Origin of the sequence: Streptomyces justiciae (assembly GCF_015163075.1) — a bacterium.
GTDB classification, from domain to species: domain Bacteria; phylum Actinomycetota; class Actinomycetes; order Streptomycetales; family Streptomycetaceae; genus Streptomyces; species Streptomyces justiciae.
Map to the genome: position 1 here is coordinate 647416 of NZ_JADDXU010000003.1, position 25342 is coordinate 672757.

The 25342-nt window shown below is 70.6% G+C and carries 19 protein-coding genes; 8 read left to right on the top strand and 11 right to left on the bottom strand.

Annotated elements, in window-relative coordinates:
* Positions 1-10: 10 nt before the first annotated feature.
* Positions 11-448, top strand: coding sequence for an SsgA family sporulation/cell division regulator (locus tag IQ210_RS11305; RefSeq protein WP_126273050.1), 438 nt, complete (start codon positions 11-13; stop codon positions 446-448).
* Between the two features lie 211 nt (positions 449-659).
* On the opposite strand, the gene IQ210_RS11310 is transcribed toward IQ210_RS11305, so the two are convergent.
* A complete protein-coding gene (locus IQ210_RS11310) occupies positions 660-2510 on the bottom strand; it encodes a YibE/F family protein (RefSeq protein ID WP_194078761.1) in 1851 nt (616 codons plus the stop codon).
* Positions 2511-2763: 253 nt separating this feature from the next.
* Between IQ210_RS11310 and thiC the strand changes: the two genes are divergently transcribed.
* Positions 2764-4569, top strand: coding sequence for a phosphomethylpyrimidine synthase ThiC (gene thiC, locus IQ210_RS11315; protein ID WP_228047443.1), 1806 nt, complete (start codon positions 2764-2766; stop codon positions 4567-4569).
* Between the two features lie 119 nt (positions 4570-4688).
* On the opposite strand, the gene IQ210_RS11320 is transcribed toward thiC, so the two are convergent.
* The 3 genes from IQ210_RS11320 to IQ210_RS11330 all read right to left on the bottom strand — a co-directional run bounded on the left by IQ210_RS11320 (position 4689) and on the right by IQ210_RS11330 (position 8166).
* Positions 4689-5555, bottom strand: a complete 867-nt coding sequence (locus tag IQ210_RS11320) for a hypothetical protein (RefSeq protein ID WP_194078762.1) — start codon at positions 5553-5555, stop codon at positions 4689-4691.
* 193 nt (positions 5556-5748) lie between these two features.
* Entirely contained in the window at positions 5749-6831 is a 1083-nt protein-coding gene (locus tag IQ210_RS11325) for a metallophosphoesterase (protein WP_194078763.1), read from the bottom strand.
* A 222-nt stretch (positions 6832-7053) separates the two neighbouring features.
* Positions 7054-8166 (bottom strand): LacI family DNA-binding transcriptional regulator, encoded by a 1113-nt coding sequence (locus IQ210_RS11330; RefSeq protein ID WP_079083271.1) that lies wholly within the window; start codon positions 8164-8166, stop codon positions 7054-7056.
* 429 nt (positions 8167-8595) lie between these two features.
* Here IQ210_RS11330 and hisC point away from each other — a divergent pair, with 429 nt between their 5' ends.
* Positions 8596-9675 carry a histidinol-phosphate transaminase gene (gene hisC / locus IQ210_RS11335; RefSeq protein ID WP_194078764.1) on the top strand — a complete coding sequence of 360 codons (1080 nt, stop codon included), beginning with the start codon at positions 8596-8598 and terminating at the stop codon, positions 9673-9675.
* Positions 9676-9696: 21 nt separating this feature from the next.
* Here hisC and IQ210_RS11340 read toward each other — a convergent pair whose 3' ends face one another.
* Complete coding sequence (locus tag IQ210_RS11340) at positions 9697-10071, bottom strand: cyclophilin-like fold protein (RefSeq protein ID WP_194078765.1); 375 nt, start codon at positions 10069-10071, stop codon at positions 9697-9699.
* Positions 10072-10287: 216 nt separating this feature from the next.
* Between IQ210_RS11340 and IQ210_RS11345 the strand changes: the two genes are divergently transcribed.
* From IQ210_RS11345 to IQ210_RS11365, 5 genes are all read left to right on the top strand, one after another.
* Positions 10288-11802: a cytochrome ubiquinol oxidase subunit I gene (locus tag IQ210_RS11345; protein WP_194078766.1), complete on the top strand. Its 1515-nt coding sequence runs from the start codon at positions 10288-10290 to the stop codon at positions 11800-11802.
* Between the two features lie 18 nt (positions 11803-11820).
* Positions 11821-12825 carry a cytochrome d ubiquinol oxidase subunit II gene (gene cydB, locus IQ210_RS11350; RefSeq protein ID WP_194078767.1) on the top strand — a complete coding sequence of 335 codons (1005 nt, stop codon included), beginning with the start codon at positions 11821-11823 and terminating at the stop codon, positions 12823-12825.
* A 12-nt stretch (positions 12826-12837) separates the two neighbouring features.
* On the top strand, positions 12838-16335 hold the full coding sequence (gene cydD / locus IQ210_RS11355) for a thiol reductant ABC exporter subunit CydD (protein WP_194078768.1): 3498 nt from the start codon (positions 12838-12840) through the stop codon (positions 16333-16335).
* A 75-nt stretch (positions 16336-16410) separates the two neighbouring features.
* On the top strand, positions 16411-18087 hold the full coding sequence (locus IQ210_RS11360; RefSeq protein ID WP_194078769.1) for a sensor histidine kinase: 1677 nt from the start codon (positions 16411-16413) through the stop codon (positions 18085-18087).
* Between the two features lie 141 nt (positions 18088-18228).
* A complete protein-coding gene (locus IQ210_RS11365; RefSeq protein ID WP_194078770.1) occupies positions 18229-19293 on the top strand; it encodes a M23 family metallopeptidase in 1065 nt (354 codons plus the stop codon).
* Here IQ210_RS11365 and IQ210_RS11370 read toward each other — a convergent pair.
* The 6 genes from IQ210_RS11370 to IQ210_RS11395 all read right to left on the bottom strand — a co-directional run bounded on the left by IQ210_RS11370 (position 19290) and on the right by IQ210_RS11395 (position 25303).
* Positions 19290-20186 carry a Cof-type HAD-IIB family hydrolase gene (locus IQ210_RS11370; RefSeq protein ID WP_194078771.1) on the bottom strand — a complete coding sequence of 299 codons (897 nt, stop codon included), beginning with the start codon at positions 20184-20186 and terminating at the stop codon, positions 19290-19292. The genes IQ210_RS11365 and IQ210_RS11370 overlap by 4 nt on opposite strands.
* A gap of 77 nt (positions 20187-20263) precedes the next feature.
* Entirely contained in the window at positions 20264-21166 is a 903-nt protein-coding gene (locus tag IQ210_RS11375; RefSeq protein WP_194078772.1) for an LLM class flavin-dependent oxidoreductase, read from the bottom strand.
* Positions 21167-21268: 102 nt separating this feature from the next.
* The gene (locus tag IQ210_RS11380) at positions 21269-21712 is read right to left on the bottom strand and encodes a hypothetical protein (protein ID WP_194078773.1); all 444 of its coding nucleotides are present in this window, start codon (positions 21710-21712) and stop codon (positions 21269-21271) included.
* An 80-nt stretch (positions 21713-21792) separates the two neighbouring features.
* The gene (locus IQ210_RS11385) at positions 21793-22341 is read right to left on the bottom strand and encodes an RNA 2'-phosphotransferase (protein ID WP_194078774.1); all 549 of its coding nucleotides are present in this window, start codon (positions 22339-22341) and stop codon (positions 21793-21795) included.
* A gap of 123 nt (positions 22342-22464) precedes the next feature.
* Entirely contained in the window at positions 22465-23424 is a 960-nt protein-coding gene (locus tag IQ210_RS11390) for a MerR family transcriptional regulator (RefSeq protein ID WP_194078977.1), read from the bottom strand.
* A 127-nt stretch (positions 23425-23551) separates the two neighbouring features.
* Positions 23552-25303 (bottom strand): SDR family oxidoreductase, encoded by a 1752-nt coding sequence (locus IQ210_RS11395; protein WP_228047446.1) that lies wholly within the window; start codon positions 25301-25303, stop codon positions 23552-23554.
* Positions 25304-25342: the final 39 nt, after the last annotated feature.

Below are 25342 nucleotides of genomic sequence, written 5' to 3' on the forward strand. Positions count from 1 at the left end.
GGGGTAGACGATGGACGAGTCCGTACAGGCAGAGGTCATGATGAGCTTTCTCGTGTCCGAGGAGCTCTCGTTCCGTATCCCGGTGGAGCTGCGCTACGAGACCTGTGATCCCTACGCGGTGCGACTGACCTTCCACCTGCCCGGGGACGCCCCCGTGACCTGGGCCTTCGGGCGCGAGTTGCTGATCGACGGCGTGGGGCGGCCGAGCGGCGACGGGGATGTGCGCATTGCGCCGGCGGAGCACGAGACGCTCGGTGAGGTGCTGATCCGGCTTCAGGTCGGCGCCGACCAGGCGCTGTTCCGCTCGTCGACGGCGCCGCTCATCGCCTTCCTCGACCGCACCGACAAGCTGGTGCCGCTGGGCCAGGAAGGGGCGCTCGCGGACTTCGACGCCCATCTCGACGAGGCGCTGGACCGCATTCTGGCGGAGGAGCAGAGCGCGGGCTGAAGCGTCACGCCGGTAGGGGAGGCGGAACGCTTCAGCGCCGGTGTGGAGGGGTGCAGGAACGCTTCTTCTGGGGAGGGGTGCGTTCGTGTGTTCTGGGCGGCTGGGGCGTGGGGCGTTCCGGCGTGGGCCGGTTCTGGAGCCTGCACGGCGTTGTGGCTGGGTGGTCGGGTGGCCGAGTGGCTGGGCCGGGTCGGTTGGGGGCGGCGCGGCGTCAGTGCTTACGGCGGCGCCCGCGGCCACCCCGTGCGGTGGCCGGCTGCGGAGCCTGGGCGCCCTGTGTGCCGTACGCCCCAGCTTGCGCCCCGGGCTGTGCGCCTGCCTGCGTGCCCGCCGGAGTCGGCTCGCCGCCTGTCGGAATCGTGCCGGAGCCGGGCCGGTCGGCCGACACCACCAGCGCCGCGAGGGCCGTCGTGACCGGGACGGACGCCACCAGGCCGATCGAGCCGACGAGCGTCCGCACGATCTCCTCCGCCACCAACTCGCTGTTGGCGACCGTCCCCACGCTGCTCTGCGCGATCGAGAAGAGCAGCAGCAGAGGCAACGCGGCGCCCGCATAGGCGAGGACGAGCGTGTTGACGACCGAGGCGATGTGGTCGCGGCCGATGCGGATGCCCGCGCGGTACAGCCCGCGCCAGCCCATCGAGGGGTTGGCCTCGTGCAGCTCCCAGACCGCCGAGGTCTGCGTGACCGTGACGTCGTCGAGGACGCCGAGCGAGCCGATGATGACGCCGGCGAGCAGCAGACCGCTCATGTCGATCGACGGAAACAGGCCATGGATCAGACCCGTGTTGTCGTCGGTGTTGCCGGTGAGCGCCGCCCAGCCGATGAACAGCGAGCCGAGGATGCCGATCAGCAGCAGTGAGATCAGCGTTCCGAGCACCGCGACGGAGGTTCTCGCCGACAGCCCGTGACACAGATACAGCGCGATCAGCATGATGGCGCTCGCCCCGATCACGGCCACGACCAGCGGGTTCGAACCCTGGAGGATCGCGGGCAGGATGAAGAAGTTCAGGATCAGGAAGCTGATCGCCAGCGCGACGAGAGCCATGACACCGCGCAACCGCCCGACGACCACGACGGCCAGGGCGAAGATGCCGGCGAGCAGGGCCATGGGGAACCGGCGGTTCACGTCGGTGACCGAGTACTGCAGGTCCTTCGGCGCGGAGGGCTCGTAGGCGACCACGACCTTCTCGCCCTCGTGCAACTGCCGAGACTGGTCCGGCTGCACGATCTCGGTGAACGTACGGCCCTTGTCCTTGCCGGTGTCGACGCGGATCGTGGCCTTCTTGCAGGTGCCGTCGGCCTGTTGCTGGGCGGAGGAGCCCTCGGCCGTGGAGGTGTCGCCGGTCGGCGTCTCGCCGGAGGCGTTGACGGACTTGCAGCTCACCTCGTCGACCTTGGTGACGGTGGCCTGCTGGGTCTGCCGGTCGAAGCCGACGCCGGTGCGCTCGTGCGCGGGGGCACCGCCGGGCCACAGCACGGCGAGGCCCACCAGAACGGCGGCACCGAACGGGATGAGGATCGCCGCGATGACCTTGCGCAGGTGCTTGGAGACGGGGGCCGCGGGGCCGTGGCTGTGACTGTGGCCGTGCGAGTGACCGTGCCCGCCGCCACCTCCCGTGCCACCGCCATCTCCCGTGCCGCCGCCGCTGCCTTCCCTCGGGAAGGCGCCGTGCCCGCCATCGGTGCCGTGTGCGTGCTCGTGGCTGTGGCCGGGGCCGCCGGCAGGGTCGTGACCGTGGTGGTGACCGCCGCCGCTTGCCGGCCCGCGTTCGACCCGGCCGCCGGGTCGGGGCCCTTGCTCGAATCCTCCGCCGGGCCCAGGACGAGGACCGGGCCCAGGACGAGGACCGGGCCCAGGACGAGGACCGGGTCCAGGTCCAGGACCGGAAGCAGGTCCGGGACCGGGCCCGCGCCCATTCCAGCCACCCGGCCCTGGCCCGTTCCAGCCGCCGGACTCAGGCCCGTTCCAGTCATCCGGCCCGGGCTGAGCGCCGCCGCCTCTGCGGCCGGGGCCACGGGGTGGCTCGGGCGGATACGGGGGCTGCGGTGTCGTGGTCACCGACCGATCATCGCAAGAACGGCAGGGGCCCTCTGTTCACCGCGCCCGAATTGACGCTAGCGTGGAGGCACCTTTGTACACGCGGGAGCTCGGAGCACCGGGCTGAGAGGGCGCTGACCTCCGTCCCAGCGATGTTTCACGTGGAACGTCGTCACCAGTGAGTGACGTTCCCCACGAAACGTCGGCAGACGGAAACCGCTGCGTCGACCGCCGAACCTGTTACCGGGTAATGCCGGCGTAGGGAGTAGGTCTCATGACCATCAAGGACGCGCGCACGCCTGCCTCCAGCCAGGACGAACAGCCCATCGCGGGCGAAAAGTCCACGGAGAGTGGGAAGTCCATCGGCTGGCACAAGGGGTACGTCGAGGGCTCGCGCCCCGACCTTCGAGTGCCGGTCCGTCAGGTGCACCTCACCAACGGGCAGTCGGTCACGCTGTACGACACGTCGGGCCCGTACACCGATCCCCTGGTCGATACCGATGTCCGCCGGGGCCTGGCCCCGCTGCGGGAGAACTGGATCATCGCTCGCGGCGACACCGAGGAGTACGCGGGTCGTCCCGTCCGTCCCGAGGACGACGGCATCAAGCACACCTCGCCGCGGGGCGGCAACCTGCGCAACCTCGACGCGGTCTTCCCGGGGCGGCCCCGACTGCCGCGCCGGAGCCGTGACGGCGGGGCGGTGACGCAGCTGGCGTATGCGCGCCGCGGCGAGATCACGCCCGAGATGGAGTACGTGGCCATCCGGGAGAACGTGGCGCCCGAGGTCGTCCGGGACGAGATCGCGGCGGGGCGCGCGGTGCTCCCGGCGAACGTCAACCACCCGGAGATCGAGCCGATGATCATCGGCAAGCGGTTCCTGGTGAAGGTCAACGCCAACATCGGCAACTCCGCGGTCACCTCCTCCATCGAGGAGGAGGTCGAGAAGATGACCTGGGCGACCCGTTGGGGCGCCGACACGGTCATGGACCTCTCCACGGGCCGCAACATCCACACCACCCGTGAGTGGGTGCTGCGCAACTCCCCCGTCCCCATCGGCACAGTGCCGCTTTACCAGGCGCTGGAGAAGGTCGACGGCAAGGCCGAGGAACTGACCTGGGAGATCTACAAGGACACGGTCATCGAGCAGGCCGAGCAGGGCGTGGACTACATGACCGTCCACGCGGGCGTCCGCCTGCCGTACGTCCCGCTGACCGCGAACCGCAAGACGGGCATCGTCTCTCGCGGCGGCTCGATCATGGCGGCGTGGTGCCTGGCGCACCACAAGGAGAGCTTCCTCTACGAGAACTTCGAGGAACTCTGCGAGATCCTCGCCGCCTACGACGTCACGTACTCGCTCGGCGACGGCCTGCGGCCCGGCTCGATCGCGGACGCCAACGACGAGGCGCAGTTCGCGGAGTTGAGGACGCTCGGGGAACTCAACACGATCGCCAAGCGTTTCAACGTTCAGACCATGATCGAGGGCCCGGGGCATGTCCCGATGCACAAGATCAAGGAGAACATCGACCTTCAGCAGGAGATCTGCGAGGAGGCTCCGTTCTACACGCTCGGCCCGCTGACCACGGACGTCGCCCCGGCGTACGACCACATCACCTCGGGCATAGGCGCCGCGATGATCGCGTGGTGGGGCACTGCGATGCTCTGCTACGTCACGCCCAAGGAGCACTTGGGCCTGCCCAACCGTGACGACGTGAAGACCGGCGTCATCACCTACAAGATCGCGGCCCATGCGGCGGACCTTGCCAAGGGGCACCCTGGCGCACAGGAGTGGGACGACGCCCTGTCGGACGCCCGCTTCGAGTTCCGCTGGGAGGACCAGTTCAACCTGGCCCTCGACCCCGACACGGCCCGAGAGTTCCACGACGAGACACTCCCGGCGGAGCCGGCCAAGACGGCCCACTTCTGCTCGATGTGCGGTCCGAAGTTCTGCTCGATGAAGATCTCCCAGGACATCCGCCGCCAACACGGCAGCAGTCAGGGGGAGATCGAGGAAGGGATGGCGCAGAAGTCGAAGGAGTTCGCGGCGGCGGGGAACCGGGTGTATCTGCCGATCGCGGACTGAGTACCGAGTGATGGGGCGGCGGCGGGGACAGGTGTACCCCTTGTCCGTGCCGTCGGTCGGACATCCGGCTTGCGCTCCCCCGAAGGCGGTTGGTCGCGGCGAGGGGCGCAAGCCGGGGGTCACTCCGGCTGGTGTTCGGGGCCGCCGAAGTCCGGGCTGGTGTAGTCCGGGCTGCTGAAGCTGGGGCGGGAGCCCGTGGTGCCGTCGTCCGGGCTGCTGAAGCCCGGGCGGTCGTAGCCGAGGTTGGGCATGCGGCTGGGCGCCTGCGGTGTGGTGCGGTGCAGGGCTGCCGCGGTGCCGGGGTCGGCCAGGGCGTCCCGCAGGAAGGGCAGGACGCCCCGCTCCAGCAGGGCGTCGTGCCAGGCTTCCCTGGCGCGGGCGACCTCCCCGGTCAGCTCGGCGTACGGCCCGGTGTCGACGAGCGAGGGGCGGTTGCGCAGGGCGGTGAGCAGCAGCCCCACCGCGGCGACCAGGATCGCCACCGCGGTCATCGCGCCGAAGACCCAGCCCGTGGTCAGCATCGTCCTGGCGAACGCCTGTTCCGGGTCGAGCATCTTCAGGATGTAGCCGACCAGCAGGAATATCGCCGCGGCGGTGCCGGCGAGGACGGGAGCCAGCACCGCGACGACGGCGACGGCGCCCGCGCCGGCGGTCTCGGCGACCTCTCCCATGGTGGCGGCGAGCCCCGCCGCGCTCGAACCGGACTCCGCGGAGCCGGTCTCGCGCACGGACGTCGGGGTGGACGGCGCCGGCTGGCGCAGTTCCTCGCGGACCTTCACGTAGTGCTGGTACTCGGTCGCCGCGGCCGCCGTGATGATCGCGGTGGCGTTGAGCGCCATGGTGCGCAGCTGTTCGGGATTGAGCCGCTGTCCCACAGCGGCCAGTTCCGGGCGGTGTGGGGCGGAGCGCAGCGCCTCATCGAGGATCCGCTCGTATTCCTGGCGGTCCTCGCTCAGCAGGTGCTGCGGAACGCTGTTCATGTGCATCCCCCGATGCTCCGTAGGGCTTGGGGCTCGCATGACTGTGAGCCGTCGGGCAGAAACGGAGGGGAGCCTGCTACGGATAAGCCGATGGTAGAGCGGTCACCGCACAGGGTGACAGGGGGTTTCCAGAAATTGGGCCCTGGCCTGCGCCGTCTCCGATCGGTCCGGCATGGGGGATCGTCTGCCCGGTGAACGTTCAGATATCCAGCGGAAGTTGCTGGACCAGCAGCTTTCCGGCCATGGTCACGCCGCCGTCCATCGCGATGGCCAGTCCGTCGGCGTAGACGTGCGGTCCCTCGACCACGGGGCCGCCCCCGTCCTCGCCGTCCTCGGAGCCGACTTCGCCCAGGAGGTAGGGAATCGGGCTGTGTCCGTGAACGATCCGGGTGCCGCCGTACGTATCGAGCAGGGACCGCACATGGTCGGCGCCGCCCTCGTCGCGGAAGGAGAAGCGCTTGGTGAACTTGCGGAACAGGTCCCACACCTCGTCGGCGTCGTTGCGCGTGAGGGTCTCGCGGACCGTGTCGTTGACCGCCTCGATCGAGTCGCCGTAGTCGAGGTAGGCGGTGGTGTCCGAGTGGACGAGCAGATGACCGTCGACGGCCTCCATGGCGTCGAGGCGGGCCATCCACTGCAGGTGGTGGTCCTGGAGGCGGTCCATGTCGGTCTTCTGCCCGCCGTTGAGCAGCCAGGCCGCCTGGAAGGTGGCGGTGCCCGCGCCGGAGTTGACGGGGGTGTCGCCGAACCGCTTGGCGCCGAGCAGCAGCAGCTCGTGGTTGCCCATGAGGGCCTTGCAGTAGCCGCCGGCTGCGGCGGCCTCCGCGGACAGCCGCATCACGAGGTCGATGACGCCGATGCCGTCCGGGCCGCGGTCGGTGAAGTCGCCGAGGAACCACAGCCGGGCGGTGCCGGCGCACCAGTTGCCCGCGGAGTCGATGAGGCCCTTCTCCTGGAGGGCCGCCACCAGCTCGTCGAGATAGCCGTGCACATCCCCGACGACGAACAGGGCGCCCGGCCCGTCCACGGGCTGCGGGACCACGGCCGGGTCGACGCTCACCTGAAGGGTGTCACCGCGGTTGACGACCGGAAGGTTCCGCTCCGTCGGGGTGTACCCCTCCGGGTAACCCTCGGGGTACGCCTCCTCGTGGGGCGGCGCGACGTCGCCGGGGTGCGTGCTGTGGCCGTACGGACCGGTCTCGTGGACGTACGCGGGTACCCGGAAGTCGCGCAACGTCGCCGTCCGCTCCGCCTCGGGTCCCTGACCGGCCCCCTGAGTCATCAGACCCCTCCACCATCGCGCCGCATCTGCACCGCTTCGGACTGCCTGGTCGCAGCGGCCCGCGGTGTCGTGGGCCCATCATAGGAATGCGGATCGCGCCATGTGATGACCCAGGGGTGGTGAATCGGCGCAAGAGTCCAGTTCACCGCGGCTTTCGCCCCGATTGGGCAGGGCTTCGGCCACCTGCTGACGACCCGGTGAGGGCCGTACGGCGTCCGCGCTCTACTTCTCCTCCGGTGACCGGGGCGGGCTGACGGTCGTCCGCGGCGGGCGTCGCTGGGACGAAGTGCGCACGATCAGTTCGGTCGGTATCACCTGCTCGACCGGTTGGTCCGACTCGACCCCTTCGATGGCGTCGATGAGGAGCTGGACGACCGCCGTGCCGATGCGTCGCGGCTTCAGCGAGAGCGTGGTGATGGGGGGCTCCGTGCTGGCGTACACGGTGGATTCGCTGCAGCAGACCAGAAGCAGGTCCTCCGGTACGCGCAGCCCGTAGCGACGGGCGGCGGCGAGCAGATCGGTGCCGTTGGGGTCGAACAGGCCGTAGACGGCGTCGGGCCGGTCGGGCCGGGCCAGCAGCCGGTCGGCGGCGACGGCGCCCGCACAGGGGTCGTGGGCCGGATAGGCCTCGTACACCGGGTCCTGGCCGACCCGCTCGCACCAGCGCAGGTACGCCGTCGTCGACAGATGCGTGTAGGTGTCGGTCGACGTCCCCGTCAGCAGGCCGATGCGGCGGGCGCCGGCGTCGGCCAGATGGTCGAGGATGCCGAGCACGGCGGCCTCGTGGTCGTTGTCGACCCAGGCGGTCACCGGCAGCTCGCCGGCCGGGCGGCCGTCGGAGACCACCGGCAGTCCCTGCCGGACCAGCTCGCTGACGACCGGGTCCTGGTCGGACGGATCGATGACGACCGTGCCGTCCAGGGCGACGTTCGACCACACGTCGTGGCGTGAGGTCGCCGGGAGGATGACGAGCGCGTAGCCGCGGGCGAGCGCGGCCGAGGTGGCGGCCCGGGCCATCTCGGCGAAGTACGCGAACTCGGTGAAGGTGAAAGGTTCATCCCCGTACGTCGTCACGGTCAGGCCGATGAGTCCCGACTTGCCGGTACGGAGGGTTCGGGCCGCTGCCGACGGGCGATAGCCCAGTCGGTCGGCGACTTCTCGGACATGGCGTCGGGTGGCGTCCGGGAGCCGGCCCTTGCCGTTGAGGGCATCGGAGACGGTCGTGATGGAGACTCCGGCGGCGGCGGCCACGTCTCTGATGCCCGCCCGGCCCGGTCGGCTGCCTCGACGTGAGGTTTCCGCGCGGCTCACCTGGTGCTTCCCTGCTGCTGTCATGGCGAGCCGATAGTAGGGCTCATGCGGTGGGGTAGTGCGGACGCATATGCACGCGTTGACAGGCACGTTTCTGCATGGTCATCGCCTGTCAATTCCCTTCGAATGAAAGGGAGTTGAACGATCCAATGGCACTACGTGACTTGTCGGCACGCATGAGCCTGCCAACTCCTCGATGTTTCGAAGAGGTCTCAACTCACCTTCACGAGGGATGCGCGCCACGGCGCGCACCACCGGCGCATAGATATATGTGAGAGCGCCCTGCGATTCGTCTGCCTTCGGGCGGTGATGCCCCTGATGCCAGTGGGACTGGTGTGGTTTGCGATCTCCTGCGTCCCACCTGTACGCACCGGCGCCGAATCCTCATAAGGTGTGGAGTATTGGAAGCCGGCGGCGTGGACGGGGCCGTCGGTGGTCGCGAGGAGGACTGCGGTGAGCGAGACGAGCCCCAAGCTGCGCGCCGAGCTGGAGGGTATCCCCACCTACAAGCCCGGCAAGCCCGCCGCGGCCGACGGCCCGGTCGCCTACAAGCTCTCCTCCAACGAGAACCCCTATCCGCCCCTTCCGGGCGTGATGGAGAGCGTCACGGCGGCGGCAACGGCCTTCAACCGCTACCCGGACATGGCCTGCACGGGCCTGATGAACGAGCTGTCCGAGCGCTTCGGCGTCCCGCTGACGCACCTGGCCACCGGCACGGGTTCGGTCGGCGTCGCCCAGCAGCTGATCCAGGCGACCTCGGGACCCGGCGACGAGGTCATCTACGCCTGGCGGTCCTTCGAGGCGTATCCGATCATCACGCAGATCAGCGGCGCGACCTCGGTGAAGGTCCCGCTGACGCCCGGCGATGTGCACGACCTGGACGCGATGGCCGCGGCCATCACCGACCGGACGCGGCTGATCTTCGTCTGCAACCCCAACAACCCGACGGGCACGGTCGTGCGGCGGGCCGAGCTGGAGCGGTTCCTCGACCGGGTGCCGAGCGATGTGCTCGTCGTCCTCGACGAGGCGTACCGCGAGTTCATCCGCGACAACGAGGTGCCGGACGGGGTGGAGCTCTACCGCGACCGGCCGAACGTCTGCGTCCTGCGGACCTTCTCCAAGGCGTACGGTCTCGCCGGCCTCCGTGTCGGATTCGCCATCGCCCATGAGCCCGTGGCGGCGGCGCTGCGCAAGACCGCGGTGCCCTTCGGCGTCAGCCAACTCGCGCAGGACGCGGCGGTCGCGTCGCTGCGTGCGGAGGACGAACTGCTCGGCCGGGTGGGCTCCCTGGTGTGTGAGCGCAACCGTGTGGTCGAGGGACTGCGCGCTCAGGGCTGGACGGTGCCCGAGACCCAGGCCAACTTCGTGTGGCTGCGGCTGGGGGAGCGCACGGTCGACTTCGCGGCGGCGTGCGACCGGCACGGCGTGGTGGTCCGGCCGTTCCCCGGCGAGGGTGTGCGGGTGACGGTCGGGGAGGCCGAGGCGAACGACATCTTCCTGAAGGTGGCGGAAGGGTTCCGTAAGGAGCTCTGACCGCAGGGTCCCTGAGGAGCTCTAGTTCTCCACGCGTTCGACGCGGACGGGGTCTCCGTCCCGCACGGACGCCAACAGGCTCGGGTCGCTGTCCAGGCGGCCCATGACGTTGCACGGACTCGCGAGGCGGCACTCGTCGCCCCGCGAGATCGGCGTGGGCCCGAAGGGGAGCGCGAGGGCGTCGCCGTCGGTCCAGAAGGCCACTGTGCCGGGCTCCACGACTTGCTGGGCGTTGGTTTCACGTGGAACCGAGAGCCCTGTGTCGAAGTAGACCTCCTGCCCCCAGGTGTGGGCGGAGGAGACTAGCGGCAGCGCCTTGGTGAGGGCCTGCGCTGTCGGGGTGTCGTCGAGAGTCGCGGTGAGGTGGCCCGAGGGCCAGGAGATCCGTATCTGCATGGCCAGCAATTCAACAAGATGTTGAAGTTGCTGCCAAGGGTCATGCCCGGGTGACGCAGGAGACATGACCCCCCTGCCGTTAGTCGAAATTCAGTACGTCATACTGGGCTTGTGAATGTGAACGCGTTCACAAGCGTGTCCCGGTTGCTCCAGTGATGTGTGTGACATAAGGGGCAAACTGCCGCTGTACCACGGCGACGTAAGGAGACTGACGACGTGGACCTGGCTCTGGCGCCGGAGACATTGGCGCGCTGGCAGTTCGGCATCACCACCGTCTACCACTTCCTCTTCGTCCCCCTGACGATCTCGCTCGCGGCCCTCACGGCCGGCCTGCAGACCGCCTGGGTGCGCACGGAGAAGGAGAAGTACCTCAGGGCGACGAAGTTCTGGGGCAAGCTCTTCCTGATCAACATCGCGATGGGTGTGGTCACCGGCATCGTGCAGGAGTTCCAGTTCGGCATGAACTGGTCCGACTACTCGCGCTTCGTCGGTGACATCTTCGGTGCCCCGCTCGCCTTCGAGGCCCTGATCGCCTTCTTCTTCGAGTCGACGTTCATCGGGCTGTGGATCTTCGGCTGGGACAAGCTGCCGAAGAAGATCCACCTGGCCTGCATCTGGATGGTCTCCATCGGCACGATCCTGTCGGCGTACTTCATCCTCGCGGCCAACTCGTGGATGCAGCACCCCGTCGGCTACCGGATCAACGAGGCGAAGGGGAGGGCCGAACTCACCGACTTCTGGCTGGTGCTGACGCAGAACACCGCGCTCGCCCAGGCCTTCCACACCCTGTCCGCCGCGTTCCTGACCGGTGGCGCCTTCATGGTCGGCATCTCCGCCTTCCACCTGCTGCGCAAGAAGCACATCAGCGACATGAAGACCTCGCTGCGGCTCGGCCTGGTCACCGTCATCGTCGGCGGTCTGCTCACCGCGATCAGCGGCGACACCCTCGGCAAGATCATGTACGAGCAGCAGCCGATGAAGATGGCCGCCGCCGAGGCGCTGTGGGACGGCGAGAAGCCGGCGCCCTTCTCGGTCTTCGCGGTAGGCGACGTCGACAAGGGCCACAACAAGGTCGCCATAGAGATCCCGGGCCTGCTGTCCTTCCTCGCCAAGGACGACTTCACCTCGTACGTCCCCGGCATCAACGACGTCAACAAGGCCGAGCAGGAGAAGTACGGGCCCGGCGACTACCGGCCCAACATCCCCGTCGCCTACTGGGGTTTCCGGTGGATGATCGGCTTCGGTATGACGTCGCTCGCGATCGGTGTGCTGGGCCTGTGGCTGACCCGCAAGAAGTTCATGCTGCCGCAGCACTTGCGGGTGGCCGACGACGAGGTGCCGCATCTCGTGCTGATGCCCCGCGGCAAGAAGGCCCTCGGCCCGAAGCTCACCCGGTGGTACTGGCGGATCGCCGTCCTGACCATGGGCTTCCCGCTGATCGCCAACTCCTGGGGCTGGATCTTCACCGAGATGGGCCGGCAGCCGTGGGTCGTCTACGGCGTCCTGCAGACCCGTGACGCGGTCTCCCCCGGTGTCTCCCAGGGCGAGGTCCTCACCTCGATGATCGTCTTCACGACGCTCTACGCCATCCTCGCCGTCGTCGAGGTCAAGTTGCTCGTGAAGTACATCAAGGCAGGACCGCCCGAGCTCACCGAGGCCGACCTCAACCCGCCCACGAAGATCGGCGGCGACACCCGTGACGCCGACAAGCCGATGGCCTTCTCGTACTAGGCCGAGGGAGATCGAGTCATGGAACTTCACGACGTCTGGTTCGTGCTCATCGCCGTCCTGTGGACCGGCTACTTCTTCCTGGAGGGCTTCGACTTCGGGGTCGGCATCCTCACCAAGCTGCTGGCCCGCAACCGGCCCGAGAAGCGGGTGCTGATCAACACGATCGGCCCCGTCTGGGACGGCAACGAGGTGTGGCTGCTCACGGCGGGCGGCGCGACCTTCGCCGCCTTCCCCGAGTGGTACGCCACGCTCTTCTCCGGCTTCTATCTGCCGCTGCTGATCATCCTGGTCTCCCTGATCGTCCGCGGTGTCGCCTTCGAGTACCGGGCGAAGCGGCCCGAGGAGAACTGGCAGCGCAACTGGGAGACCGCGATCTTCTGGACCTCCCTCATCCCCGCCTTCCTGTGGGGTGTCGCCTTCGGCAACATCGTGCGGGGCGTGAAGATCGACAAGAACTTCGAGTACGTCGGCACCTTCTGGGACCTGCTCAACCCCTACGCCCTCCTCGGCGGCCTGGTGACGCTCACGCTGTTCACCTTCCACGGGGCGGTGTTCACGGCGCTCAAGACCGTCGGGGACATCCGGGAGCGGGCACGGAAGCTGGCGCTCCAGGTCGGGCTCGTCACGGCCGTGTGCGCGCTGATCTTCCTGCTGTGGACGCAGGTCGACAGCGGTGACGGCAAGAGCCTGGTCGCTCTGGTCGTGGCCGTCGCCGCCCTGGTCGCCGCGCTGGTGGCCAATCAGGCCGGCCGTGAGGGCTGGTCGTTCGCACTGTCCGGCGTCACCATCGTGGCCGCCGTGGCGATGCTCTTCCTGTCGCTCTTCCCGAACGTCATGCCGTCCTCGCTCCACGAGGACTGGAGCCTGACGGTCACCAACGCCTCGTCGAGCCCGTACACCCTGAAGATCATGACCTGGTGTGCGGCGATCGCCACGCCGATCGTCCTGCTCTACCAGAGCTGGACCTACTGGGTGTTCCGCAAGCGCATCGGAACGCAGCACATCGCCGAAGCCACGCATTGAGGTGTGTTTCACGTGAAACCAATCGATCCGCGTCTGCTCCGCTACGCCCGCGCCACTCGCCTTTTCATGGCGGCGGTCGTCGGACTGGGCGTCGTCGGAGCGGCGCTGGTCATCGCTCAGGCGATGCTCATCGCCGAGGTGGTGGTGGGCGCCTTCCAGCACGGGATGGCGGTCGCTGAACTCCGCACTCCCCTGCTGTTGTTGGTGGCGGTCGCCGGTGGTCGTGCGCTGGTCTCGTGGCTCACCGAGCTCGCAGCGCATCGGGCGAGCGCGGCGGTGAAGTCCGAACTGCGGGGGCGGTTGCTGGAGCGGGCCGTGGCGCTCGGCCCTGGGTGGCTGAGCGGGCAGCGGACCGGTTCGCTGGTCGCCCTCGCCACGCGGGGCGTCGACGCCCTGGACGACTACTTCTCGCGCTATCTCCCGCAGTTGGGGCTGGCGGTGGTCGTGCCGGTGGCGGTGCTGGCGCGCGTGGTCACCGAGGACTGGGTCTCGGCCGCCATCATCGTGGGCACTCTCCCGCTCATCCCGGTCTTCATGGTGCTGATCGGCTGGGCCACCCAGTCCCGGATGGACCGTCAGTGGCAGCTGCTGTCCCGGCTGTCCGGGCACTTCCTCGACGTCGTCGCCGGTCTGCCGACCCTGAAGGTGTTCGGCCGGGCCAAGGCGCAGGCCGAGTCGATCAAGCGCATCACCGGCGAGTACCGGCAGGCGACCATGCGGACGCTGCGTATCGCCTTCATCTCCTCCTTCGCCCTGGAACTGCTCGCCACGCTGTCGGTGGCCCTGGTCGCCGTGACGATCGGCATGCGGCTCGTGCACGGCGAGATGGACCTGTACGACGGCCTGGTCATCCTCGTGCTGGCGCCCGAGGCCTATCTGCCGCTGCGGCAGGTCGGGGCGCAGTACCACGCGGCGGCGGAAGGGCTGGCCGCCGCCGAGGAGATCTTCGAGGTGCTGGAGACGCCCGTGCCGGCGGCGGGAACAGCCGACGTGCCGGCTGGTGCGCTGACCTTCGAGGGCGTCACCGTGCGCTACCCGGGGCGGTCCGGTGACTCCGTCCAGGACGTGTCCTTCGCCGTCGAGCCCGGGGAGACGGTCGCGCTCGTCGGGCCGAGCGGGGCGGGCAAGTCCACGCTGCTGAACGTACTGCTGGGGTTCGTCGCGCCCGCGGAGGGGCGGGTGCTGGTCGGGGGAGTCGATCTCGTCGACGCCGACCTGGACCGGTGGCGGTCGCAGGTCGCGTGGGTGCCGCAGCGGCCGCAGTTGTTCGCCGGGACGATCGCGGAGAACGTGCGGTTGGCGCGGCCCGACGCGGACGACGCCGCCGTACGGCAGGCGCTCGCGGATGCGGGGGCCCTGGAGTTCGTCGACGCGTTGCCGCTGGGCGCCGAGACCGGGCTCGGCGAGGACGGGGCCGGGCTGTCCGCCGGGCAGCGGCAGCGGCTCGCGCTGGCCCGGGCGTTCCTTGCGGACCGGCCGGTGCTGCTGCTCGACGAGCCGACCGCCGCGCTCGACGGGGCCACCGAGGCGGACGTCGTGGCGGCGGTGCGGAGGCTGGCGGTGGGGCGCACGGTGCTCCTCGTCGTGCACCGGCCGGCGTTGCTGGGGGTGGCGGACCGGGTGGTGCGGTTGGCCGAGCCCGCGCTCGCGGGCGCCGCCGAGGCCGGAACGGTTCAAGCGCCTAGGCAGGTCGAGGTGGTGGCGCCTCCCACCGCGGACACCGCTGACACCGCCGACGTGGCTGCACCGGCAGCGGAAAGCCGCGGTGTCCTCGCCCGCGTCCGTGCCATGTCCGGCCCCCGGCGCGGCCGGCTCGCGCTCGCCCTGCTTCTCGGGAGCCTCGCGCTCGGCAGTGCCGTCGGGCTCATGGCGACCTCCGGGTGGCTGATCTCGCGCGCCTCGCAGCAGCCGCCCGTGCTCTATCTGATGGTGGCCGTCACGGCGACGCGTGCCTTCGGGATCGGGCGGGCCGTCTTCCGCTACGCCGAGCGCCTCGTCTCGCACGACGCCGTGCTGCGGATGCTGGCCGACACCCGGGTCGCCGTGTACCGGCGCCTGGAGCGGCTGGCGCCCGCCGGGCTGCGGCGGACCCGCCGCGGAGACCTGCTGTCGCGGCTCGTCGCCGATGTCGACGCCCTCCAGGACTACTGGCTGCGCTGGCTGCTGCCCGCGGGCGCGGCACTGACCGTGTCCGCCGCGTCTGTCGGCTTCACGGCCTGGCTGCTGCCCGAGGCCGGTGCCGCACTCGCCGTGGGGCTGCTGGCTGCCGGGGTCGGGGTGCCGCTGGTCACCGGTGCGGTGGCCCGGCGTGCGGAGCGGAGGCTGGCGCCGGCCCGCGGTGCGCTGGCGACGCGGGTGACCGACCTGCTGACCGGGACAGCCGAACTGGCCGTCGCCGGCGCCCTTCCCGCACGTACCGCCGAGGCACGCGAGGCCGACGGAGTGCTCACCCGGATCGCCTCGCGCGGCGCCACCGCCACCGCCCTCGGTGACGGCCTCACCGCGCTCGTCTCCGGCCTCACCGTCGCCGCCACCGCGCTCGCAGGCGCCCAGGCGGTCGCCGACGGACGGCTGGGCGGCGTCGCCATGGCCGTCGTCGTCCTCACCCCGCTGGCCGCCTTCGAGGCCGTCCTCGGCCTCCCGCTGGCCGTGCAGTACCGCCAGCGGGTCCGCAAGAGCGCGGAGCGGGTGTACGAGGTGCTGGACGCCCCGGAACCCGTACGGGAGCCGGAGCGGCCGTGCGAGGCGCCCGCGTCGCCGTTCCCGGTCGTCGTGAAGGGCCTGTCGGCCCGGTACGCCGGACAGGAGCGGGACGCCCTCGCGGGGCTCGATCTGACTGTCACGGAAGGCCGCCGGATCGCCGTCGTGGGCCCGTCCGGGTCCGGCAAGACGACCCTCGCACAGGTGCTGCTGCGGTTCCTGGACGCGGCGGCCGGTTCGTACACGCTGGGCGGCGTGGACGCGTACGACCTGGAGGGGGACGACGTACGGCGGTTCGTCGGGCTGTGTGCGCAGGACGCGCACCTCTTCGACAGCTCGCTGCGGGAGAACCTGCTGCTCGCGAAGAAGGACGCCACCGAGGTGGACCTCCGTGACGCCCTGCGGCGGGCCCGGCTCCTCGACTGGGCCGACGGACTGCCCGACGGGCTGGACACGCTGGTCGGCGAGCACGGGGCGCGGCTGTCCGGGGGGCAGCGGCAGCGGCTGGCGCTGGCCCGGGCGCTGCTCGCCGACTTCCCCGTCCTCGTCCTGGACGAGCCCGCCGAGCATCTCGACCTGCCCACCGCCGACGCGCTCACCGCCGATCTGCTGGCCGCCACCGAGGGCCGTACAACGGTGCTCATCACGCACCGGCTCGCCGGGCTGGAGGGGGTGGACGAGATCGTCGTGCTCGACGAGGGACGGGTCGTGCAGCGGGGCTCGTACGCCGAGTTGGCCGCCGAGGAGGGGCCGTTGCGGGAGATGGTGGAGCGGGAGTCGGACGCGGAGGTGTTGGCCCTCACGGCATGAGCCGCCGCCGTACAGGCATCCAATCCCTCGATCTCCCAACTTTCTGTATCAAATGGGACTAATTACGCTCGGCTCATGTCCGACACCACGCGCTCCGGCCCCGGTCCGCTGTCGGCCGAGCTGACCGCGCGGGTGCCGCGGTTGCTGGAGGCCATGCGGTCCGTCGGCAGCGGGCTCGAACTGCACTCCACGCTGGACCGGATCTGCGAGACCGCGGCCGAGTTGACGGGCGCCCGTTACGCGGCCATCGGGGTCATCGACGAGGACGGGCGGGGCCTCGCGGACTTCGTCTACCACGGGGTCGACGAGGCGACCGCGCGCCGTATCGGACGCCTGCCGGACGGGCACCGGGGCCTGCTCGGCGCGCTCATCCGCGATCCCGAGCCGGTACGGCTCGCTGACCTGACGTCCGACCCGCGCTCCTGTGGCTTCCCCGAGCACCACCCGCCGATGCGTGGCTTCCTGGGCCTCCCGATCCGCGTCCAGGGGGAGATCTTCGGGAACCTGTACCTGACGGAGAAGCGGGGCGGGGAGCCGTTCAACGACTACGACCTCACCATGGTCCGGGTGCTGGCGACCGAGGCCGGGATCGCGATCGGCAACGCCCGGCTGTACGAGGCGGCCAAGCAGCGCGAGCACTGGATCGACGGGTCGGTCGCCGTCACCACCGCGCTGCTGTCGGGCGGCGACGCCGACGACGCCCTCCAGGTCGTCGCCGAGCAGGCCCGCAAGCTGTCGGGTTCGACGGCCGGGATCGTTCTGCTGCCCGCGGACGAGGGCGGCCTGGAGATCGCCGCCGTGGCCGCGGACCGCCCGTCGGCCCTGCTGGGCACGGTCGTGCCGCCGGAGAGCGGGATCGTCGCCGAACTCCTCGACGGACAGGCGGTGTTCCTGGAGGACGCGGCCGGTGATCCCCGCATGATCACCACGCTGGCCCACGGATACGGGCCCACCATGATGGTTCCTCTGCACAGCGACGGCCGGATCCTGGGCGCCCTGGTGACTCCGCGGGCGCGGGGGGAGCGGCCGTTCACGGAGACCGAGCGCACGCTGGCGATCCAGTTCGCCTCGCAGGCGGCGCTCGCGCTGATGATGGCCGACGCGCAGCGCGACCGGGAGCGGCTCGCCGTCTACGAGGACCGTGACCGCATCGCCCGCGACCTGCACGACCTGGTCATCCAGCGGCTGTTCGCCACCGGGATGATGCTGGAGAGCGCGCAGCGCAGATCGGTCGTGCCGGAGGTGCGCGAGGGCGTCGGCAACGCCGTCGACGAACTCGACGTCACCATTCAGGAGATCCGCACCGCGATCTTCGCGCTCCAGCAGGGGCCGGCCGAGGCTCCCTCGGGGCTGCGCACGCGCGTGCTGCGGGAGATCAACACGGCCGCGGTGCCGCTCGGTTTCAAGCCCTCGCACCGTTTCGTCGGCCCGGTCGACGCCCTGGTCGGCGATCTCACCGGCAAGAACCTCATCGCGGCCCTGCGCGAGGCCCTCTCCAACGCCTTCCGGCACGCCCAGGCCTCCCGGATCGACGTCGTCGTGGACGCCGACGTGACCTTGCCGGACGGCAGGAAGGGCGTCCGGCTGACCGTCGCGGACGACGGCGTGGGCATCCCGGAGGGCGGGCGGCGCAGCGGCCTGAAGAACCTCAAGCGGCGCGCGGAGTTCCTCGGCGGCGACAGCCGGCACGGGCCGGGTATCGGCGAGGACGGGGGCGGTACGACGGTGGTGTGGGAGGCACCCCTCGAATAGCCGGCCGAGCATGACGAGCCGTCACCCCGCATCCCGACACCGGCCGTTCAGTCGTACGACTGAGCCATCCGTGGCCCGATGTCCCCCGGCCGTACGACTCCAACAGGACCGCCCGCGCGGGCTCGGGCCAGGATCGCTGGCATGCGACCGTCCCGCCGTCATCCGCTGCTCGTCCCGGCTCTGCTGTGCGCGCTCGCCGTCCTGGCGGCCCGTCCGACCGACGCCGCGGAGAAGAAGGCGCCCGGCGACGGCGGTACGGACGCCGGGATCAGCGCGCAGGTCGCGCGGCTGTACGAGGACGCGGCGGTGGCGACGCAGCAGTACGAGGCGGGGCGGCTGGAGGCGGAGGTGCAGCGGGCGAAGGCGCAGCGGCTGGAGGGGCTGCTCGACCGGGAGCGGCGGGACATCTCCGTCCTGCACGAGGACCTGGGCCGGATCGCGCGCGCCCAGTACCGCAACGGCGGCGACCTTCCGCTCACCGCGCAGATCATCTTCGCCGGCAGCCCGGATCAGCTGATGCGCGGTCAGCAGGTGTTCTCCCAGACGAACCTGGCCGTGAACAACGCCATCGAGAAGAGCCGGCGGGCCGAGGCGAAGCTCGCCGCGGACGAGGCGGAGGCCGCGACCGCGTGGCAGTCGCTGGAGAAGCGGAACGTCGAACTCGCCGATCTGAAGAGGGGGATCGAGCAGAAGCTGGAGGAAGCACGCTGGCAGTTGCAGGGGCAGGCGGACGCCTCGGTCGCGGCGGGCTCCTGCCGGGGTGCCGTCCGGCTGGATCAGCCGGAGGTCCAGGTCACGGCTCCTTGGGTCACGCCGGTGGAGACGTACGAGCTGTCCGCGGGCTTCGGCAGCGGTGGATCGCGGTGGGCGAACCGGCACACCGGGCAGGACTTCGCCGTGCCGATCGGCACGCCGGTGCGGTCGGTGGGCGCGGGCCGGGTGGTGAAGGTGTCCTGCGGGGGCGCCTTCGGCATCGAGATCGTGATCGAGCACGCGGGCGGCTACTACACGCAGTACGCCCATCTCGCCGCCGTCACCGTCGACCAGGGCGACCAGGTGACGGCGGGGCAGTGGATCGGCCAGTCGGGCACCACCGGCAACTCCACCGGCCCGCACCTGCACTTCGAGGTGCGGGTCACCCCGGAACTGGGCTCGGGCGTGGACCCGGTGCCGTGGCTGGCGGCGCGGGGTGTGCCCCTCGGCTAGGACAGGCCCTCGCGCTGGGCCACCAGCTGCTCGATGACGACCGCGACGCCGTCTTCGTTGTTGTCGACCGTCCGTCCGGAGGCCGCCGCGAGCACATCGGGGTGCGCGTTGCCCATGGCGTACGAGCGGCCCGCCCAGGTCAGCATCTCGACGTCGTTGGGCATGTCGCCGAAGGCGACGACCTCCTCGTGCGAGATGCCGCGCTCGGCGCAGCACAGGGCGAGGGTGCTGGCCTTGGAGACGCCCGGGCCGCTGATCTCCAGCAGGGCGCTGGGGCTGGAGCGGGTGACGTTGGCGATGTCGCCGATGGCGAGACGGGCCAGGGTGAGGAAGGCGTCCGGGTCGAGCGTGGGGTGGAAGGCGAGGATCTTCAGGACCGGCTCACCGGCGCCGGGCCCGTCCGCCGCCAGCAGCTTCTCGGCGGGCTGGAGTTCGTCCGGGATCTCCATGTGCAGCTTCGGATAGTCCGGCTCCTGGTGGAAGCCGTACGTCTGCTCCACCGCGTACACCGTGCCGGGCGCCGCGTCCCGCAGCAGGCGTACGGCGTCCAGCGCGTTCTCCCTGGCCAGCTCGCGCACCTTCACGAACCGGTGGGCGCCGGGACCGCCGTGCAGATCGACGACCGCGGCGCCGTTGCCGCAGATGGCGAGGCCATGGCCGTGGACGTGGTCGCTGACGACGTTCATCCAGCGGGCGGGCCGGCCGGTGACGAAGAAGACCTCGATGCCCGCCTCCTCGGCGGCGGCGAGCGCCGCGACCGTGCGGGGAGAGACGGACTTGTCGTCGCGCAGCAGCGTGCCGTCGAGATCGGTGGCTATCAGGCGCGGCGGGACGGCGGCGGCCGGGGTCTCGGGCTGTCGAGTCGCTGAAGTCACCCGGCCATTCTCCCGCATATGCCTGCACGGCCGTGCAGGAGCCTGCACAGGTGAGTGATTACAGCCTCCCACCTGCACCCTCACGCACAGTGGTCTCAGCGCAGCTGCGCCGAGGCCTCCATGGCGATCTGCTCGAAGACCTTCTCGTCGGCGGCGAAGTCCGAGTCGGGGATGGGCCAGTGGATCACGATCTCGGTGAACCCCAGTTCCCGGTGGCGCCCCGCGAAGTCCACGAACGCGTCGAGCGACTCCAGCGGCCGGCCGCGGTCCGGGGTGAATCCGGTGAGGAGGATCTTGCCGAGTTCGTTCGTGTCCCGCCCGATTTCGGCGCACGCGTCGGCCAGCTTCTCGGCCTGTCCGCGAATGGCTTGAATCGACTGTTCAGGAGTGCCGTTCTCGTACAGCTTGGGGTCGCCGGTGGTCACCCACGCCTGTCCGTACCGCGCGGCGAGCCGCAGCCCGCGCGGGCCGGTGGCGGCGACCGCGAAGGGCAGCCGGGGGCGCTGCACACAGCCCGGGATGTTGCGGGCCTCGTGCGCCGAGTAGAAGTCGCCCTTGTACGACACCGAGTCCTCGGTGAGCAGCCGGTCCAGCAGCGGCACGAACTCCGCCAGCCGGTCGGCACGCTCGCGCGGCGTCCACGGCTCCTGGCCGAGGACGGTGGCGTCGAAGCCGGTGCCGCCCGCGCCGATGCCGAGCGTGATGCGGCCGCCGGAGATGTCGTCGAGAGAGATCAGTTCCTTGGCGAGGGTCACCGGGTGCCGGAAGTTCGGCGAGGTCACCAGCGTGCCCAGGCGCAGCCGGTCGGTGACGGCCGCGGCGGCGGTCAGCGTCGGCACGGCACCGAACCAGGGGCCGTCGCGGAAGGTCCGCCAGGACAGGTGGTCGTAGGTGTACGCGGTGTGGAAGCCGAGCTCCTCCGCCCGCTGCCACGCCTCACGACCCCCCTCGGACCAGCGGCGGTACGGGAGGATCACGGTGCTCAGACGCAGACTCATGTTTCGAGCGTATGCGGCCGATCGTGTTTCACGTGAAACAGTGACCCACGGTCACGGTCTGACCGGCTCTCGGTCAGCGGACCACGGCGGCTCAGCCAGGGCTCAGCGTGTGCGGCCACTCAGCCACGGGCTCAGGCCGACCAGGATGAACTCCTTGTGCACCCGGTCGCCCGGCAGCGGGACCATCAGGAAGTTGCCCGGCGGGAAGCGGCGCGTCTTGACCCAGGCGTGGCCTTCGTAGAGGGCGCGCAGGAACGCGGGCACGTCGTCGCGGTCGATGTCGGGGCATTCGACCCCGTCGACGGTGATCAGCGCGTCGTCGTCGGCGTAGAGCCGCACGTCCACCCGGGGTCGGCCGCCGAGCTCGACGTAGGCCTCGTGGGGCAGGGAGCCGTCGGGGTCCGCGGTGACGCCGACGCCCGCGGCGGTGCGGCGCGAGGTCTGGTCGGCGCCGATGTCATGGGTCACCTCGATCGCGAGCGCGTACTCGGCGGCGAGCGCGCGGAGGGCGGTGACGGCGGCCTCGGTGGTGGGGAGGTGGTCCATGGCGCCGATCATGCCGGGTCCGTCCGGGGGCACGCGGGGAATTACGGACCCCTCGTCGGTCGGTGCCCGGCGACGAGGGGTCAGTGCGGCTCAGGGAACCGCAGATACTGCGGCGGTACCGCCTCGGTCAGCCACACGCCGTTCGCGCTGACATGGAAGACATGGCCGTCGCGGTGCATGGCGCCGGCGTCCACCGAGAGCACGACGGGGCGGCCACGCCGGGCGCCCACACGGGTCGCGGTCTCGCGGTCCGCCGAGAGGTGCACGGCGTGCCGGTTCATCGGTCGCAGGCCCTCGGCGCGGATCGCGTCCAGGCTGCGGGCCACGGTGCCGTGGTAGAGGTACGGCGGTGGCGTCGCCGGGGGCAGGCCGAGGTCCACGTCGATGCTGTGGCCCTGGCTGGCGCGGATGCGGGTGCCCTCCACGGCGAAGCGCTTCTTGTCGTTGGCGGCGACCACGTGGTCCATCTCTTCCCGGGTGAAGCGGAAGCCGTGGGCTGCCGCCGCCGCGATCAACGTGTCGATCTCGACCCAGCCGCCCTCGTCGAGCGTGAGCCCGATGCGTTCCGGCTGATGGCGCAGGTGCTTCGAGAGGTACTTCGACACCTTCACGGTGCGTCGTTCGTCCATGTCCCTCAGCGTGATGGGCGAGACGTGAATCACGCGAATGATTTTGCTCCGGATGTTTGATCCACAGCCAAGTCCAGTTATCCACAGGCCAGTTGGCGCTTCTGTGGACAACTACCGGCCCTGTCAGTCCCCTTCGTCAAGATCGCTAGGGGGGCCGCCCCTTGACGTGAGCGCGTCCAACCCCCGCGTCCGCACCTCCCGTTCAGCCGCCAACGCCACGAACTCCGCCGCCCGCTCCTCGCCAACCAGCCCTTCCACGGCCCGCATCGTCTCCTCGGGCAGGACCACGGTTCGGGTCGCGGAACGCTCCGGCGTGCCCTCGTCCGTGCCGAGGTGCCGTCTCAGCTGCCGCCCCGCCAACAGACGCATTGCGCGGGCGAGTTCCGCGTCCACCGTCTGCTGCGCCAGCGGCCGCAGCCGTCGTACGAGAGAGGCCGCCTCGGCCGCTTCTGCGTCGGTCGGACGGTGCGGTCCGTCGAGGTAGCGGGCGAAGACATGCTCGGTCGTGAACTCCAGGAAACGGGCCGCGATGTGCTCGACCTGCCCCCTCAACTCCCGTAGATGGCCGGAGATCGCGGACAGCGGCACCCCCGCCGCGTGCAACTCGACCGCCACGGCGAGCTCTTGAGGGCTCGGGACGAGGAAGGAGTCCTCGTCGCCGGGCACCGGCTCCAGCACCCCGAGTTCCACGGCGTCGGCGACCGCCGCGACGTCCGGACTGCCGCCGAACCGCTCCTCCAGCTCCGCGCGCGAGATCCGTACCGCCTCCTCGTCGCTCCACGGCCCGTCGACCTCGGCGACCAGCCCGAGCACCCCGCCGAGCCCGCGCCCGGCGTCCCAGGCCTCCAGCAACTCCTTGATGGAGGCCAGGGTGTAGCCGCGGTCCAGGAGGTCGGCGATCTGGTGGAGGCGGGCGAGATGGGCGTCCGAGTAGACGTTGGCACGGCCGCGCCGCTCGGGGCGGGGGAGCAGGCCCCGGTCCTGGTAGGCACGGATGGTGCGGACGGTGGCGCCACTGCGGTGCGCGAGGTCCTCGATCCGGTACGCGGGGCCTGTGCTCACGGGATCGCCCTTGCCGCCCATGCCCTCGGCGGAGAGGCGATCGGCTCGCCGTGCGGCCCGCACGCAAGAGCGATCAGCTCGCCGGGTGCCCAGCGCGGCGGAATGCGCGACCAGCCGAAGCAGAGGCCGCGAGAGGCAACCCCCTTACTCACAGCGGTGGTTCCAGTCGTGCGATCGCCCGGAGCGCGCGGGGCGTGAAGCGGGACAGCAGGTGCGCGCCGCGCGCCTCCGGTGTCACCGGTACGACCGCCTCGTTGCGCACGACCGCCCGCAGGATCGCGTCCGCGACCTTCTCCGGCGGGTAGTTCCGCAGCCCGTACAGCCGCGCGGTCCTCTTCTGGCGCCGCTTCTCCTCCTCGGCGTCGACGCCGGCGAAGCGCGCGGTCGAGGTGATGTTGGTGTTGACGAAGCCGGGACAGATTGCGCTGACCCCGATGCCCTGGCCGGCGAGTTCGGCGCGCAGGCACTCGCTGAGCATCAGCACCGCCGCCTTGGAGGTGCTGTAGGCGGGCAGCGCCTTGGAGGGCTGGTACGCCGCCGCCGACGCGGTGTTGACGATGTGGCCGCCCTGTCCGCGCTCGGCCATCTGCTTGCCGAACAGCCGGCAGCCGTGGATGACGCCCCAGAGGTTCACGTCGAGGACCTTCTTCCAGTCCTCCGGGGTGGTGTCGAAGAAGGACCCGGCGAGACCGATCCCGGCGTTGTTGACCAGGACGTCCACCACCCCGTACTCGGCGGCGACCTTGTCGGCGAGCTTCTCCATGGCCTGCTCGTCGGAGACGTCGACCGTCTCGGCCCAGGCCTCTGGCGCCCCCAGCAGCCGGGACATCTCGGCGGTGTGCGCCGCGCCCTCCGGGTCCCGGTCGACGGCGATGACGCGTGCGCCGGACTCGGCGAACGCGTACGCCGTCGCCCGCCCGATGCCGCTGCCCGCGCCGGTGACCAGCACCAACTGCCCGCCGAACCGCTCGGCGTACTTGCCGTCCGGCGCGGTGACCGTCCTGCCGCCCTCGTTGGCCGTCACGAACTCGCCGATCCAGGCGGCCAGTTGGTCGGGCCGGGACCGGGGTATCCAGTGCCGGGCCGGGAGGGTGCGCCGCGTCAACTGTGGGACCCACTGCTCCAGTTCGTCGTAGAGCCGCTCCGACAGGAAGGCGTCGCCGAGCGGCGTGATGAGCTGCACGGGCGCGTGCGCGTAGGCGTCCGCGCGGGGGCGGCGCAGTCGGGCCCGTACGTTGTCCCGGTACAGCCAGGCTCCGTGGGCCGCGTCCGTGGGGAGGGACGAGGTGGGGTAGCCGTCGCCGGGGACCCGTTCGAAGCGCTCCAGGACGCGCGGCCACACCTTGCCCAGCGGGCCGCGCCAGGCCAGTTCGGGCAGCACGGGCGTGTGCAGCGCGTACACGTACCAGGACTTGGCGCCCTGTCCGAGGAGCTGGCCGACCCGGCGGGGGGTGGGGCGCCTGAGGCGGGTGTTGATCCAGTGGCCGAAGTGGTCGAGGGACGGCCCGGACATCGAGGTGAAGGACGCGATGCGGCCCTCGGTGCGCGCCACGGTGGCGAACTCCCAGGACTGCACCGAGCCCCAGTCGTGCCCGACGAGATGCACCGGACGGTCAGGGCTGACCGCGTCCACCACGGCCAGGAAGTCGTCCGTCAGCTTCTCCAGGGTGAAGCCGCCCCGCAGCGGCCGCGGTGCCGTGGAGCGGCCGTGGCCCCGGACGTCGTAGAGCACGACGTGGAAGCGGTCGGCGAGGCGGGCGGCGACCTGCGCCCACACCTCCTTGCTGTCCGGGTAGCCGTGCACGAGGACCACGGTCGGCTGCCCGGGCTCCCCCACTTCGGCGACGCACAGCTCGACCCCGCCGGTCCGCACCCGGCGCTCACGCGCGTTCTCCAGCATGCTCACGTCCCTTCCGCCCAGCGCCGCGTTCCGCGCTCG